We start from the raw sequence: 13,257 nt of genomic DNA, 5'->3' as shown, positions 1-13,257 counted from the left end.
GGACCGGCGGGTAGTCGGCGTACGGCGCATGCGCGCTGAGCATGTCGTTGTACACGCGCCGACTCGCCGTTCCGGGGGCGTGTGCGGCGAGCGCCGTCGCCGGAAAACCAGGCGAGAAGTGTCGGCCTCCACGCCTAGGGTTCAGGGTGCGATGACCCAGACCGTTGACCCCGTCACGACCGACTCCCGTGACACCGCGCAGCCGCCGCCGGACCCCTCCCGGCGAGTCGACTGGCGGCGGATGCGCCACCCGGTCGCGGCCGCGGCGCTGACCGCGCTCGCGCTCACGGCGTTGGGCCAGTCGCTCGGCACGGTCGTCGCCGGACGTCTTGCCGAGCACCCGAGCGCCCACCTCGTCGTGCTGCTGGCGCTCTGCGTCGTCGGGGGAGCGGTGCTCTACACCGGAGGCCTCGTGGCGTGGGCGGGCGTCGTCGACCGGGCCGAGGGCAGGCTCCGTGGCGACGTGCTCGACGCCGCCCTCCACCAGCCGCTCGCCGACCTCACCGAGCAGGCGGTCGGCGAGATCCTCGACCGGGTCGACGACGACACCCACGAGGTCGGCACGCTCATGCGCCAGCAGCTGTGGCGCGTGCTGCTGACGCTGTTCGCGCTGCTGCCGATGTGGATCGTCGCGGGCGTGACCTGGTGGCCGGCGTTCCTGCTCTTCCCGCTGGTCGGGTCGCTCACGGTCTGGGTGATGCGGCCGATGCTCGCCGAGATCGCCCGCCGCAAGGTCGTCGAGGAGATGGCGTGGACCGACCACGCCGCGGCGCTCGAGGAAGGCGTGGCCGGGCGCGACGACCTCCGCACCAGCCTCGGACAGGCCTTCGCCATCAGACGGCTCGCCCAGCTCTCCGCCGCGGTCCACGACCGCTTCTTCCGCGTGGTCAAGGTCGAGGCGCGCCTCGCGATCCGTGCCGGGCTGCTGCTCCACGGCCTGCTGATCGGCGTCGCCGTCGCGGGGGTCGCGCTCGTCAGCTCCGACCACCTCTCGGTCGCCCGCCTCATCACGCTCTTCCTGGTCACCACCAGCTTCGTCGGCCAGATCAACAACCTCGCCCACCAGCTGCCTGACATCCAGGCCGGCGTCGGCGCGGTCATCCGGCTCCGCCAGATGCTCAGCGTCCCCGCCGAGCCGACCGGCGGTGCGCCGGTGCCGACCGGAACGCTCGACCTCAGCCTCCGGCGTCTGGACTTCGCCTACGCCGAAGGCAGCTTCGCGCTCCGCGACGTCGACCTCGACGTCGAGGCCGGGCACACGGTGGCGCTCGTCGGACGCACGGGCTCCGGCAAGTCGACGCTGGCCTCGCTGCTCTCCCGCGCGGTCGAGCCGCCGCCCGGGACGGTCTTCCTCGGCGGCGTCGACATCACCACCCTCGACCTCCACGAGCTCCGCGCCCGGGTCGGCGTGGTCACGCAGCGCACGGAGATCCTCGCCGGCACGCTCGCCGACAACATCGCGCTCTTCGCCGACATCCCGCGCCACGAGATCGTCGCCGCGGTCGCCGAGCTCGGGCTCACCGACTGGGTGGCGGGGCTCCCCGACGGCCTCGACACGCTCCTCGGCCCCGGGGGGACGACGCTGTCGGCCGGGGAGGAGCAGCTGGTCGCCTTCGCTCGGCTGCTGGTCCGCGACGTCCAGGTCGTCGTCCTCGACGAGGCGACGGCCCGCATGGACCCCGTCACCGAGGCGCGGGTCGTCGCGGCCTCCGACCGCCTCCTGCGGGGCCGGACCGGTGTGCTCGTGGCCCACCGGTTGAGCACCATCGAGCGTGCCGAGATGGTGGCCGTGCTCGACCACGGCCGCGTCATCCAGCAGGGGATGCGGGACCGATTGGCGCGCGTCGACGGCCCGTTCCGTCGGCTCCTGGAGGCGAGCGCCACCGACGCCTTCGCCGACGCCGGCGGTGATGCCCGCGACGAGCCGGCCCCACCCGCGGCCGGCGTCGGGCAGGAGGTCGGCGTCGGTGGCCGCCGACGCGTCGGGACGCCGCCGTCGCGCGCCCGGATCGGCACCGGACCCTCCCTGGCGCGCGGCACCTGGCACGCCCTGCTGATCCGACCGTGGTGGGGCCTGTGGTCGATCGTGCTCTTCCTCGCCGGCAGCGTGTTCGCGCCGCTCGGTGCGGTGACCGGCTTCATCTGGGGTCGGATCGTCCAACGACTGGCCGACGGCGGGACCCCGACCGTGCTGACCGTCGTACTCGCCGCCCTGCTCGTGTCCGCGCCGTTCCTGCTCGCCGACGCCTTCCGGCGCTATCCGCGCTGGTGGATCGAGGTGATGCTGCGCGTGCGGATGGCGGTGCTCGTCGGCCAGACCAAGGCCCATCGGCTGCCGCGGACACCGCCGGGCGAGGTCGTGGCGCGCTCGATGGACGCCGACCGGTTCGCCCGGTACGCCGACCGCTGGGTCGACTTCACCAACGGCCTGCTGATCGCGCTGATGACCATGGTCTTCGGCGGGACGTGGCTCGCCGGCGGGATCCTCCTCGCCGTCATGCTGACGAGCGCCGTCGCGTCGTCCGTCGGCCGCCCGATCGCGGGTCGCTCTGCCGCGAAGTCGTCTGCGGCGCGGGCGCGCTTCGGCCGAGCACTCGTCTCGGCCGTCGAGTCGGCGCGCACGGTCAAGCTGGCCGGCCGTACGCCGCAGGTGCACGCCCACGTGCGGGCGGTCGACAGCGGCCGCGTCGAGGCGGCGGTGTTCGAGCACCGTGTCCAAGCGGTGCTCGACGGTGTGCCCACGGTGATGGTGCAGGTCGGTGTCGTCGCCGCCTGGACGTTCTATCTGTGGGGTGCGTGGGAGCTCGGAACGGCGATCCTGGTCGCCAACGCGGTCAACGGCTTCGACTGGTTCGGTCGGGTCGCCGGGTCGGTCGTCACGGAGGCGCCGGGGACGCGGGCGTGGCAGAAGGCCACCAGTCGCTTCGCCGGGGGAGTGGACCTGATGGACCTCCCGGCCGGCGTCGACCTGGTGACCGGCGACGCGCCGGAGCCGCCCACGCCCGAGCGCGTGCCTCTCGACCGGCTCACCCTCACCGACCTGACGGCGGTGCACGACGACGGCACCCTCGGCGTGAAGGACGTCGACCTGAGCGTCGACCGGGGCGAGCTCGTGCTGCTGCTCGGACAGGTCGGGTCCGGCAAGTCGAGCCTGCTGGGCGCGCTGGCCGGCCTGCTCGACCACACCGGCTCGGTGCGGTGGAACGACCGGGAGGTCGTGGACGCGCAGGTCTTCCTGCGCCCCGGCCAGGTCGCCCACGTCGCGCAGGTGCCCCGGGTCCTGTCCGGCACCTTCGCCGACAACGTCCGACTCGGCTATGACCGCGACGTCGACCGCCCGATCGCGGATGCCCGGCTGGGTGAGGACGTGGCCGAGGCCGGTGGGGCCGATGCCGTCGTCGGTCACCGCGGCGTACGCCTCTCCGGCGGGCAGGTGCAGCGTCTCGCGCTGGCCCGTGCGCTCGCCGCCGACACCGAGCTGCTGCTGGCCGACGACGTCTCCAGCGCGCTCGACGCCGCCACCGAGATCGAGCTGTGGCGGGCCCTGCGCGAGCGCCACACCACCGTCATCGGGGCCACGGCGAAGCGCGCGGCGCTCGCCCAGGCGGACCGGGTCGTCGTCCTCGTCGACGGCGAGATCGCCGCCATCGGGCCGTGGGCCCGGCTCGCCCCGACCTGGGGCCACCTCGCCGGCTGACGAGCCACCACCCGCGACTCGACGTTCTGTAGGGTCGCGGCCATGAGTGGTACGACGGTCTCGGGGCCGACGCTCAGCAGGTCGGACTGCCTCGTGCTCGGCGGCGGGGTCGGCGCGGTCGTGCTGGCGGCCGTGGCCCACTATGTCGGCTGGGGCGATGTCGCGCCGTTCCTGCTCTCGGGTGTCGCGGTCACGCTGCTCGCGTCGCTGGTGGGGCGGTCGGTGGAGCAGCTGGGCGACCGCTTCGGGCCGGGAGCGACCGGTGTCCTGCAGTCCGCGCTCGGGAACCTGCCGGAGCTCTTCATCTCGCTCTTCGCGCTCAAGGCGGGCCTCGTCGGCGTGGTCCGGTCGGCGCTGATCGGCTCGATCCTCGCCAACCTGCTGCTCGTCATGGGGATCGCCTTCGTCGTCGGTGGCCTGCACCACGGCTCGCAGGCGATCGACTCGGCGCGCGCCCGGAGCATCTCGGTGATGATGATCGTCGCGGTCGTGGCGCTCGTCTTCCCCTCGCTCGCCGCATGGATCCACACGCCGGCGGGCTCTCACGAGAAGGCGCTGTCCGACATCGCCGCCGTCGTCCTCCTGCTGCTCTTCGCGCTCTCGCTGCCCGCATCACTCAAGAAGGGCAGCACCGGCCTCTCCGAGCCGGTCTCCGAGGAGCCGCCCCGCTGGCCGGTCGCGCTCGCGGTCGGGATGCTCGCAGTGGCCGGGCTCGCCGCGGCGTTCGTCTCGGACTGGTTCGTCGACGCGCTCGAGCCGGCGATGGACGCGTGGGGGATCTCCGACGCGTTCGCGGGCCTGGTCATCGTCGCCATCGCCGGGAACGCGATCGAGAACGTGGTCGGCGTGCAGCTCGCGGCCAGGAACCAGTCCGACTACGCCTTCTCGCTGATCATCAACAGCCCGCTCCAGATCGCGCTCGTGCTGGCGCCCGCGCTGGTGATCCTCTCCCAGGTCTTCGGGTTCGCCGCGCTGACGCTGGTCTTCTCGCCGATGCTCGTCTGTGCGGTCTTCCTGGCTGTCCTGATCGCCGTCGTCATCACGGTCGACGGCGAGTCCAACTGGCTCGAGGGGGCCGCCCTCATCGGTGTGTACGCCGTCGTCGCGGCGTCCTTCTGGTGGGGCTGACCGGCCGGCTGACGAAGATCACAGCCACGACGGGCGGCCGAGCAGGAATAGCGGGTCGGCGCGTCCGGGTTGCGTGGGAGATGACTCTCGCCCCGCCCACGTCGCCCTCGACGAAGCCGTCGACCCGCCACCTCACGCTGGCGGTGCTCGCGCTCGCCGTCGGTGGGTTCGCCATCGGCACGACCGAGTTCGTGACGATGGGCGTCCTGCCGCAGATCGCGGACGGCATCGACGTCTCCACGTCGACGGCCGGTCACCTGATCAGTGCCTACGCGCTCGGAGTCGTCGTCGGCGTACCCCTGCTGTCGTTCTTCGTCGCGAGCCTGCCGCGCAAGGGGCTGCTGCTCGCCCTGATGGGCGTCTACGCACTGTTCAACCTGTTGAGCGCGGCGGCCGGGAGCTATCACCTGCTGCTGCTCGCGCGGTTCTTCGACGGGCTGCCGCACGGTGCCTACTTCGGGGTCGCCAGCCTCGTGGCAGCGAGCATGGCCGAGCCGCGCCACAAGGGCCGCGCGATCGCCATGGTGATGATCGGCCTCTCGGTCGCGAACGTGGTCGGTGTCCCGGCCGCAACCTGGATGGGCCAGCACCTCGGCTGGCGGGCGCCGTACGTCGCTGCCGCCGGCCTCGCCGTGCTCACCGTGCTCCTGGTCCAGCTGTTCGTGCCGCATGTGCCGGCGGACCGGGAGGCGACCGGCCGGCGCGAGGCGCGCGAGTTCTTCACCAACCTGCAGGTCTGGCTGACGATGGCCGCGGGGGCGATCGGCTTCGGCGGGATGTTCGCGGTCTACTCCTACATCGCGCCGATCGTGACCAACGTGGGCGGCCTCGGCGACGGGGCGGTGCCGTGGTTCGTGCTGGCGTTCGGACTCGGCATGGTCCTCGGCACCTGGTTCGCCGGCGAGCTGGCGCGCTGGTCGGTCTTCCGCTCGCTCGTCATCTCCGGTGTCGGCCTGATGGCGGTCCTGCTCGTCTACTGGCTCGTGGCACCGCACGGCTGGTGGCTGTGGCCGATCAACCTGGTCATGACGTCGATGGCGTCGGTCCTCACCGTCAACCTGCAGCTGCGGCTGATGGACGTGGCGGGCAACGCCGTGACGCTCGGGGCGGCGATGAACCACGCCGCCCTCAACCTCGCCAATGCGCTGGGCGCCTATCTCGGCGGCCTCGCCCTCGACGCCTGGGGCGAGCGATCCACCCCGCTCGTCGGCGCGGCGCTCGCGGTCGGCGGCACGCTGGTCCTGCTGTGGAGCGCGCTCGTCCACCGGCGGCCGCCGGTCCCCGCCTGAGCGTCACCTGCCTGAGGAGCGCCACTCGTCGCGCAGCAGGTCATAGCCGACGAGATCGTGCACCTCGCCGTCGCCGGTCACTGCGTCGCGACGCTGGAGACCGACCCGGCGCAGCCCGACCGCCTCCAGCACGCGCTGGGACGCGACGTTGCCGTCGGTGTGGTACGCCGTGACCCGCGGCAGCTCGAGCGCCCCGAACGCATGGCCGACGGCCAGCGCGGCCGCCCGCGTGGTGAGTCGGCGCCGCCGTGCGTCGGGATGGGTCCAGAAGCCCACCTCGGCGCTCCGGCCCAGCCGCAGGCGGAAGAGGCCCACCGTGCCGAGCAGCGGCCCGTCCGCGGTCGCCGAGAAGGCCCACCGCAGGGCGGACGCGGTGGCGCACTCCTCCCGGGCGGTCTCCAGGTAGGCCCCGCCGTAGGACAGGTCGGGGTCGCGGGGGAGGAAGGCGAGCCAGTATTGCGTGTCCGGGTCCGCGGAACCCTCGACGAGCCGGACGACGTCGTCCTCCCGGAACGGCCGCAGCACGACGCCGTCGCCCGCGACCACCGGCACGTCGAGCCACGTCGACCGGGGCTCGCGGGGCTCGTCGCGGCCGAGAGTCCCGACCCAGCCGTCGACGAGCGCGCCGCCGTGCGGGAGCCAGCGTCGGACGGTGCCGTCGAACGAGAAGCCGAGTCGCCAGGCCAGCCGTCGGGAGGCCCAGTTGCCACGGTTCGCCCACCACACCACGGTCTCGAGGCCGCGGGCGTCGAAGCCCCAGTCGAGCAGCAGGCGGACGGCGCGCTCCATCACCGACCGACCGTCCCCCTCCGGATGCACGCCGCGCACGTCCGGGTGGGCGCCGTACGCGATCTCCGCGCGGGCCGCACCCTCGTCGCGCAGCGAGACCGAGCCGGCGAACCGGCCGGCGTACTCGACGGCGAAGCCCCACTCCGCCCCCGACGCCCACCGGCTCGCCTGCCGCGCGACGAAGTCGACCGCGTCGGCGTGGGAGTACGGCGATGGGACGGTCGTCCAGCGGACCGAGGCGGGGTCCTGGCACTGCTCCCACACCCGTTGTACGTCGCCGGCCCGGTGTCCGCGGAGCGTGACGGTGCCGTCGGTGAGCGTCGGTACCTTGCTTCTCATGCCACGTCCGTCAAGAGAGCAGGAGGATACGGACGCGGCCGCATGAGAGCTCTGATGGTGGCTCGCTTGCGCTCGCTCATGCGCCGAGCCTGCCAGAGCGCAGGGTGCCCGCGGTCTCTCGCCGGGGCGCGACCCGACGTGACCTGAGCGGCTCTCGGCACGATCCCGGGGGTGCCGAGGCCCGCACCGCCGTCTGAGAGAATGGCGCCATGAGCACCACCGCCCCCGAGGTCAGGCCCCGTGTCCTCTCCGGGATCCAGCCGACCGCCGACTCCTACCACCTCGGCAACTACCTCGGCGCGGTGCGCAACTGGGCGGATCTGCAGGAGGGCTACGAGCCGTTCTTCTTCATCGCCGACCTGCACGCGATCACCGTCGAGCAGGACCCGAAGGTGCTCCGGCAGCGGACGCTCCGCGCGGTGGCTCAACTGCTCGCCGCGGGCGTCGACCCTGAGCGCAGCGCGATCTTCGTCCAGTCCCACCTGCCCGAACACGCCGAGCTGGGGTGGGTGCTGCAGTGCCTGACCGGGTTCGGCGAGGCGCGGCGAATGACGCAGTTCAAGGACAAGTCGGCCAAGGGCGGTGAGGGCGCCTCCTCGGTCGGTCTGTTCGCCTACCCGATGCTGATGGCCGCCGACATCCTGCTCTACCGGCCGCAGTACGTCCCGGTGGGGGAGGACCAGCGTCAGCACCTCGAGCTCACTCGCGACCTGGCGCAGCGCTTCAACAGCCGCTACAAGAAGACTTTCAAGCTCCCGGAGCCCTACATCCTCAAGGAGACCGCGAAGATCTACGACCTCCAGGACCCGACGATCAAGATGTCGAAGTCGGCGTCGTCGCCGTCCGGGATCATCGACATGCTCGACGACCCGAAGGTGAGCGCGAAGAAGATCCGCAGCGCCGTCACCGACTCCGAGACCGAGGTCCGCTTCGACGAGGAGCAGAAGCCGGGCGTCTCCAACCTGCTGCGGATCTATTCCGCGCTGACGGGGTCGAGCATCGACACGCTCGTGGAGAAGTACGCCGGGAAGGGCTACGGCGACTTCAAGAAGGACCTCGCGGAGGTCGTGGTCGAGTTCGTGACGCCGTTCCGCGAGCGGACGTTCGCGCTGCTCGAGGACCGGGCCTATCTCGACCAGGTGCTCTTCGACGGTGCCGAGAGGGCGCGCGCCGTCGCCCGCCGTACGCTCACCGACGTCTACGACCGGGTCGGGTTCGTCGCGCCGGTCCAGACCAGCGCCCGGTAGGGTCACCGCATGCGCACGATCGGAGTCGCCGTCGCGATCCCGGAGCCCTGGGCCACCCAGCTCCAGGACTACCGCACGGCGCTGGGGGACGCGACGGCGACGATGATCCCGACCCACATCACGCTCGTGCCGCCGACCGACATCTCCCGCGACGTGCTCCCCGACGTGGAGGACCACCTCGGCGACGCGGCCGCGACGATGGCGCCCTTCACGGTCCACCTCCGCGGCACGGGCACCTTCCGGCCCGTCTCGCCGGTGGTCTTCGTGGCCGTCGTGGAGGGGATCAGCTCGTGCGAGCAGCTGGCCGGCGCCGTACGCCGCGGGCCGCTCGACGTCGATCTCGCCTTCCCCTACCACCCGCACGTCACCATCGCCCACGACCTGCCGGAGGAGGCGCTCGACCGGGCGTTCCGCGAGCTCGCCGACTTCGAGTGCACGTTCACCGTCGACGAGTTCCACCTCTACGTCCACGACGACGCGGACGGCTGGCGCCCGACCCGCGACTTCAGCCTCCGGTCGCCCGTCAACCGCTGACGATGCCGGCGCTGGTCGACCGGGCCCGGGCGCGGGTCCAGGAGGCGCGGCGGGACCACTCTGCCCTCGACCGGGCGGTGCTCACGCAGGAGCACTACGGCCGTGTCGGCGCGAGCCAGCAGGCCGGGGCCGTGACCTACTTCGGGTTCCTCTCGGTCTTCCCGATCCTGGCGCTGGCGGTCTTCGTCGTCGGCTGGATCTCCCACGTCTACCCCGACGCCCGGGCCAACCTCACCGACGCGATCAACCAGGTCATGCCGGGCCTGGTCGGCACCGACCAGGGGCAGCTGTCCCTCAGCGACGTCCGGCGGTTCTCCGGCTGGGCGGCCGTCTTCGGCATCGCCGGCGTCCTCTACGCCGGCCTCGGCTGGCTCTCCAGTCTCCGCTCGGCGCTCGAGGTGGTCTTCGAGGTGCCGCGCGCCGAACAGCCGAGCTTCGTGCTCGGCAAGGCCCGTGACCTCGTCACGCTCGTCATTCTCGGCGTGGTCCTCTTCGTCGCCGTGGCCCTCACCGGCTTCGTCGCGGGGTTCGCCTCCGACGTGCTCGGCTGGATCCACCTCTCGACCGGCCTGGGCTGGCTCGTCCGCCTGGTCACGATCGTCCTCGGCCTCGGCGCCAACATGGTGCTCTTCTTCGCGATGTTCGTGCTGCTCGGCAGGCCCCGCACGCCACGGCGGTCGCTGTGGGCCGGGGCCGTGCTGGGCGCGGTGGGCTTCGAGATCCTCAAGCAGCTCTCCGGCCTGCTCCTCGCCCAGGCGAAGGGCCAGCCGGCCTTCCAGGCCTTCGGCATCGCGCTGATCCTGCTCGTCTGGATCAACTACTTCTCCCGAGTCGTGCTGTACGCCGCCGCGTTCGCCCATGTCTCACCCGCCGCGCGCGCCCAACGCCTCGAGCAGCATGTCGCGCCGCCGGTCCAGGGGCCGCAGACCCCGTCGCTCGACCTGCCGACGGTGGCGCCGGGGCCCGTGCGGGCGCCGGCCCCGGTGGCGGCCTTCCTGGTCGGGGCGGGCAGCATGGTGGGCATCCTCGCCGTACTCAAGAAGATCGGAAAGGCACCCAAGTGAAGCTGGAGAAGAAGGACGGCGCGCTGCTGCTGTTCGTCGGCGTCTGGAACGTCGTGATCTGGAGCAACTTCGCCAAGAACCTGGTGAGGACCGCACGGGATCCCGAGCAGAGTCGGCCCAGGCCCTACTACATCGCCCACGCCGTGCTCATCGTCGTCGACGTCGTCCTCGGCGGTCTGCTCGGGCGACTCGGGGTGAAGGCGCTCATCGGGCGCCGCTGAGCGCAGCCGGGGTAGTCCGGGACGTTCCGGCCCCTCTCCTGGCGAGGAGCCGAGCAGGAGGTCCCGGATGACCGCCGCGCGCTCAGCAGTACGACGACGGGCCGCCTCCCAGGGGGAGACGGCCCGTCGTCGTACTGCGAAGGCTCAGTGGCCGGTCGAGATGGCCTTCCGCAGGTCCTTGTTGAGCTGCGAGATCACGTCGAGCGGGATCTCCTTCGGGCAGGCCGCCGCGCACTCACCGATGTTGGTGCAGCCGCCGAAGCCCTCGTGGTCGTGCTGGGCGACCATCGAGGACACGCGCGTGTAGCGCTCGGGCTGGCCCTGCGGCAGCTCACCCAGGTGGGTGATCTTCGCACCCAGGAAGAGCGAGGCGGAGCCGTTGGGGCAGGCCGCGACGCAGGCGCCGCAGCCGATGCAGGTCGCCACGTTGAAGGAGCGCTGCGCCTTCTCGCGGGGGACCGGGACCGAGTTGGCCTCCGGCGCCGAACCGGTGTTGGCGGAGATGTAGCCGCCGTTCTGGATGATCCGGTCGAACGCGGAACGGTCGACGACGAGGTCCTTGATGACCGGGAAGCTCGCGGCCCGCCACGGCTCGATCGTGACCGTGTCGCCATCCTTGAACGAGCGCATGTGGAGCTGGCAGGTGGTCGTCACCTCGGGGCCGTGCGCCTGGCCGTTGATCATCAGCGAGCACATGCCGCAGATGCCCTCACGACAGTCGGAGTCGAAGGCCACCGGCTCCTCGCCGTTGGTCACCAGCTGCTCGTTGAGGAGGTCGAGCATCTCGAGGAAGCTCATGTCCTCGGAGACGCCGTCGAGGGAGTAGGTGTGCATCGCACCGGCGTCGTTCGCACCGGCCTGCCGCCAGATCTTCAGAGTCAGTTTCATTACTTGTAGCTCCGGGCCTTCATCTCGGTGGCGGTGTAGATCAGGTCTTCCTTGTGGAGGACGGGCGCACCGTCTTCGCCGCCCCACTCCCAGGCCGCCACGTAGGCGAACTCGTCGTCGTGCCGCAGGGCCTCGCCGTCCTCGGTCTGGGACTCGGCACGGAAGTGCCCGCCGCAGGACTCGCGCCGGTTCAGCGCGTCGATGCACATCAGCTCGCCGAGCTCGATGAAGTCGGCGACGCGGTTGGCCTTCTCGAGGTCCTGGTTGAGGGAGTCGGCCGAGCCGAGCACCTTCACGTTGGTCCAGAACTCCTTCTTGAGCTCCCGGATCAGGCCGATCGCTTCGATCAGGCCCTCCTTGGTGCGCTCCATCCCGCAGTACTCCCACATGATGTGGCCGAGCTCCTTGTGGATGGACTCGACCGAGCGCTCACCGTTGATGCTCATCAGCTTGTCGACGCGCTCCTTGACCGCCGTCAGCGTCTCCTGGACGGCGGGGTGGGAATCGTCGATCTTCTCGAACGGGCCATCAGCGAGGTAGTCGGTGATGGTGTTCGGCAGCACGAAGTAGCCGTCCGCCAGACCCTGCATCAGCGCCGAAGCGCCGAGACGGTTGGCGCCGTGGTCGGAGAAGTTGGCCTCGCCGGCGCAGAACAGACCGGTGATGTTGGTCTGCAGCTCGTAGTCGACCCAGAGACCGCCCATCACGTAGTGCACGGCGGGGTAGATGCGCATCGGCACCTCGTAGGGGTTCTCACCCGTGATCCGCTCGTACATGTCGAGGAGGTTGTCGTACTTCTCCTCGATCTTGTCCTTGCCGAGGCGGTTGATCGCGTCGGCAAGGTCGAGGTAGACGCCGCGACGCATCAGCTTGACCGAGCCGTCGGGCTGCTTCTCCTCGACCTGCGGTCCGACACCGCGGCCCTCGTCGCACATGTACTTCGCGGCGCGGGAGGCGATGTCACGGGTGACGAGGTTGCCGTAGGAGGGGTACAACCGCTCCAGGAAGTAGTCGCGGGCCTCCTCGGGGATGTCGCGCGGGTCCTTGTCGCAGTCCTCGGCACGCTTGGGCACCCAGACGCGGCCGTCGTTGCGGAGCGACTCCGACATCAGGGTCAGCTTCGACTGGTGCGCGCCGGTCACCGGGATGCAGGTCGGGTGGATCTGCGTGTAGCACGGGTTGGCCATGTAGGCGCCCTTGCGGTGCGCGCGCCAGGCCGCCATGACGTTGGAGCCCATCGCGTTGGTCGAGAGGTAGAAGACGTTGCCGTAGCCGCCGGTCGCGAGCACGACCACGTCGGCCAGGTGGGTCTCGATCGCGCCGGTGACCATGTTGCGGGCGACGATGCCGCGGGCGCGTCCGTCCACGATGATCAGGTCGAGCATCTCGTGACGGGTGAACTGCGTGACCGTGCCGGCCGCGACCTGACGCTCCATCGCCTGGTAGGCGCCGAGCAGCAGCTGCTGGCCGGTCTGGCCGCGGGCGTAGAACGTACGCGAGACGAGCACGCCGCCGAAGGAGCGGTTGTCGAGGAGCCCGCCGTACTCACGGGCGAACGGGACGCCCTGCGCGACGCACTGGTCGATGATGTTGGTCGACACCTCGGCGAGGCGGTAGACGTTCGACTCGCGGGAGCGGAAGTCGCCGCCCTTGATGGTGTCGTAGAAGAGCCGGTAGTCGGAGTCGCCGTCGCTCTTGTAGTTCTTCGAGGCGTTGATGCCGCCCTGGGCGGCGATCGAGTGGGCCCGGCGCGGGGAGTCCTGGTAGCAGAAGGACTTCACGTTGTAGCCGGCCTCGCCGAGGGTGGCAGCCGCGGCGCCACCGGCCAGGCCGGTGCCGACGATGATGATGTCGAGCTTGCGCCGGTTGGCCGGGTTGACCAGGCGGTTCTCGAACTTGCGGGTCGTCCAACGCTGCTCGATGGGGCCGGTCGGCGCCTTCGGGTCGACCAGCTTGTCGCCGAGGGTGTAGTAGCCGGCGGCGTCGTCGGACTTCTGTACAGAGGCCTCGTTGGTGGGGGTGAGGCCCGGGAGGTAGTGGGTACCTGCAGCCATGTCAGTC

General features: G+C 71.1%; 10 protein-coding genes. 7 read left to right on the top strand and 3 right to left on the bottom strand.

The features are described 5' to 3' along the window. The first annotated feature begins 151 nt into the window (after positions 1-151). The 3 genes from AB3X52_RS14610 to AB3X52_RS14600 all read left to right on the top strand — a co-directional run bounded on the left by AB3X52_RS14610 (position 152) and on the right by AB3X52_RS14600 (position 6,114). Positions 152-3,697, top strand: coding sequence for an ATP-binding cassette domain-containing protein (locus tag AB3X52_RS14610; protein ID WP_367994826.1), 3,546 nt, complete (start codon positions 152-154; stop codon positions 3,695-3,697). A gap of 42 nt (positions 3,698-3,739) precedes the next feature. Continuing rightward, complete coding sequence (gene cax / locus AB3X52_RS14605; protein ID WP_367994825.1) at positions 3,740-4,825, top strand: calcium/proton exchanger; 1,086 nt, start codon at positions 3,740-3,742, stop codon at positions 4,823-4,825. A gap of 80 nt (positions 4,826-4,905) precedes the next feature. Further along, positions 4,906-6,114, top strand: coding sequence for an MFS transporter (locus AB3X52_RS14600; RefSeq protein ID WP_367994824.1), 1,209 nt, complete (start codon positions 4,906-4,908; stop codon positions 6,112-6,114). 3 nt (positions 6,115-6,117) lie between these two features. On the opposite strand, the gene AB3X52_RS14595 is transcribed toward AB3X52_RS14600, so the two are convergent. Further along, positions 6,118-7,242, bottom strand: a complete 1,125-nt coding sequence (locus AB3X52_RS14595) for a GNAT family N-acetyltransferase (protein WP_367994823.1) — start codon at positions 7,240-7,242, stop codon at positions 6,118-6,120. Positions 7,243-7,451: 209 nt separating this feature from the next. Here AB3X52_RS14595 and trpS point away from each other — a divergent pair, with 209 nt between their 5' ends. The 4 genes from trpS to AB3X52_RS14575 are packed head-to-tail and all read left to right on the top strand — an operon-like array spanning position 7,452 to position 10,308. Then, the gene (trpS, locus tag AB3X52_RS14590; protein WP_367994822.1) at positions 7,452-8,489 is read left to right on the top strand and encodes a tryptophan--tRNA ligase; all 1,038 of its coding nucleotides are present in this window, start codon (positions 7,452-7,454) and stop codon (positions 8,487-8,489) included. Positions 8,490-8,498: 9 nt separating this feature from the next. Then, on the top strand, positions 8,499-9,023 hold the full coding sequence (locus tag AB3X52_RS14585) for a 2'-5' RNA ligase family protein (protein ID WP_367994821.1): 525 nt from the start codon (positions 8,499-8,501) through the stop codon (positions 9,021-9,023). 2 nt (positions 9,024-9,025) lie between these two features. After that, positions 9,026-10,087, top strand: a complete 1,062-nt coding sequence (locus tag AB3X52_RS14580) for a YihY/virulence factor BrkB family protein (protein ID WP_367994820.1) — start codon at positions 9,026-9,028, stop codon at positions 10,085-10,087. After that, the gene (locus tag AB3X52_RS14575; RefSeq protein WP_367994819.1) at positions 10,084-10,308 is read left to right on the top strand and encodes an SCO4848 family membrane protein; all 225 of its coding nucleotides are present in this window, start codon (positions 10,084-10,086) and stop codon (positions 10,306-10,308) included. The genes AB3X52_RS14580 and AB3X52_RS14575 overlap by 4 nt, the downstream gene beginning before the upstream one ends. Before the next feature lie 144 nt (positions 10,309-10,452). Here the strand turns inward: AB3X52_RS14575 and AB3X52_RS14570 are convergent, their stop codons facing one another. Both AB3X52_RS14570 and AB3X52_RS14565 read right to left on the bottom strand, forming a co-directional pair. Continuing rightward, positions 10,453-11,196: a succinate dehydrogenase/fumarate reductase iron-sulfur subunit gene (locus tag AB3X52_RS14570; protein ID WP_367994818.1), complete on the bottom strand. Its 744-nt coding sequence runs from the start codon at positions 11,194-11,196 to the stop codon at positions 10,453-10,455. After that, a complete protein-coding gene (locus AB3X52_RS14565) occupies positions 11,196-13,250 on the bottom strand; it encodes a fumarate reductase/succinate dehydrogenase flavoprotein subunit (protein WP_367994817.1) in 2,055 nt (684 codons plus the stop codon). The genes AB3X52_RS14570 and AB3X52_RS14565 overlap by 1 nt, the downstream gene beginning before the upstream one ends. Positions 13,251-13,257 lie beyond the last annotated feature (7 nt).

This window comes from Nocardioides eburneus (assembly GCF_040838215.1).
GTDB classification, from domain to species: Bacteria; Actinomycetota; Actinomycetes; order Propionibacteriales; family Nocardioidaceae; genus Nocardioides; species Nocardioides eburneus.
Note: the sequence above shows the minus strand (reverse complement) of the source record. Positions and strands in the feature narration are given on the sequence as shown.

What these genes read in the sequence shown, in the direction of transcription:
- AB3X52_RS14610 (WP_367994826.1), top strand. Translation starts at nt 152, where the DNA reads ATGACCCAGACCGTTGACCCCGTCACGACCGACTCCCGTGACACCGCG.
- AB3X52_RS14580 (WP_367994820.1), top strand. Translation starts at nt 9,026, where the DNA reads ATGCCGGCGCTGGTCGACCGGGCCCGGGCGCGGGTCCAGGAGGCGCGG.
- cax (WP_367994825.1), top strand. Translation starts at nt 3,740, where the DNA reads ATGAGTGGTACGACGGTCTCGGGGCCGACGCTCAGCAGGTCGGACTGC.
- AB3X52_RS14565 (WP_367994817.1), bottom strand. Translation starts at nt 13,250, where the DNA reads ATGGCTGCAGGTACCCACTACCTCCCGGGCCTCACCCCCACCAACGAG.
- trpS (WP_367994822.1), top strand. Translation starts at nt 7,452, where the DNA reads ATGAGCACCACCGCCCCCGAGGTCAGGCCCCGTGTCCTCTCCGGGATC.
- AB3X52_RS14600 (WP_367994824.1), top strand. Translation starts at nt 4,906, where the DNA reads ATGACTCTCGCCCCGCCCACGTCGCCCTCGACGAAGCCGTCGACCCGC.
- AB3X52_RS14595 (WP_367994823.1), bottom strand. Translation starts at nt 7,242, where the DNA reads ATGAGAAGCAAGGTACCGACGCTCACCGACGGCACCGTCACGCTCCGC.
- AB3X52_RS14585 (WP_367994821.1), top strand. Translation starts at nt 8,499, where the DNA reads ATGCGCACGATCGGAGTCGCCGTCGCGATCCCGGAGCCCTGGGCCACC.
- AB3X52_RS14570 (WP_367994818.1), bottom strand. Translation starts at nt 11,196, where the DNA reads ATGAAACTGACTCTGAAGATCTGGCGGCAGGCCGGTGCGAACGACGCC.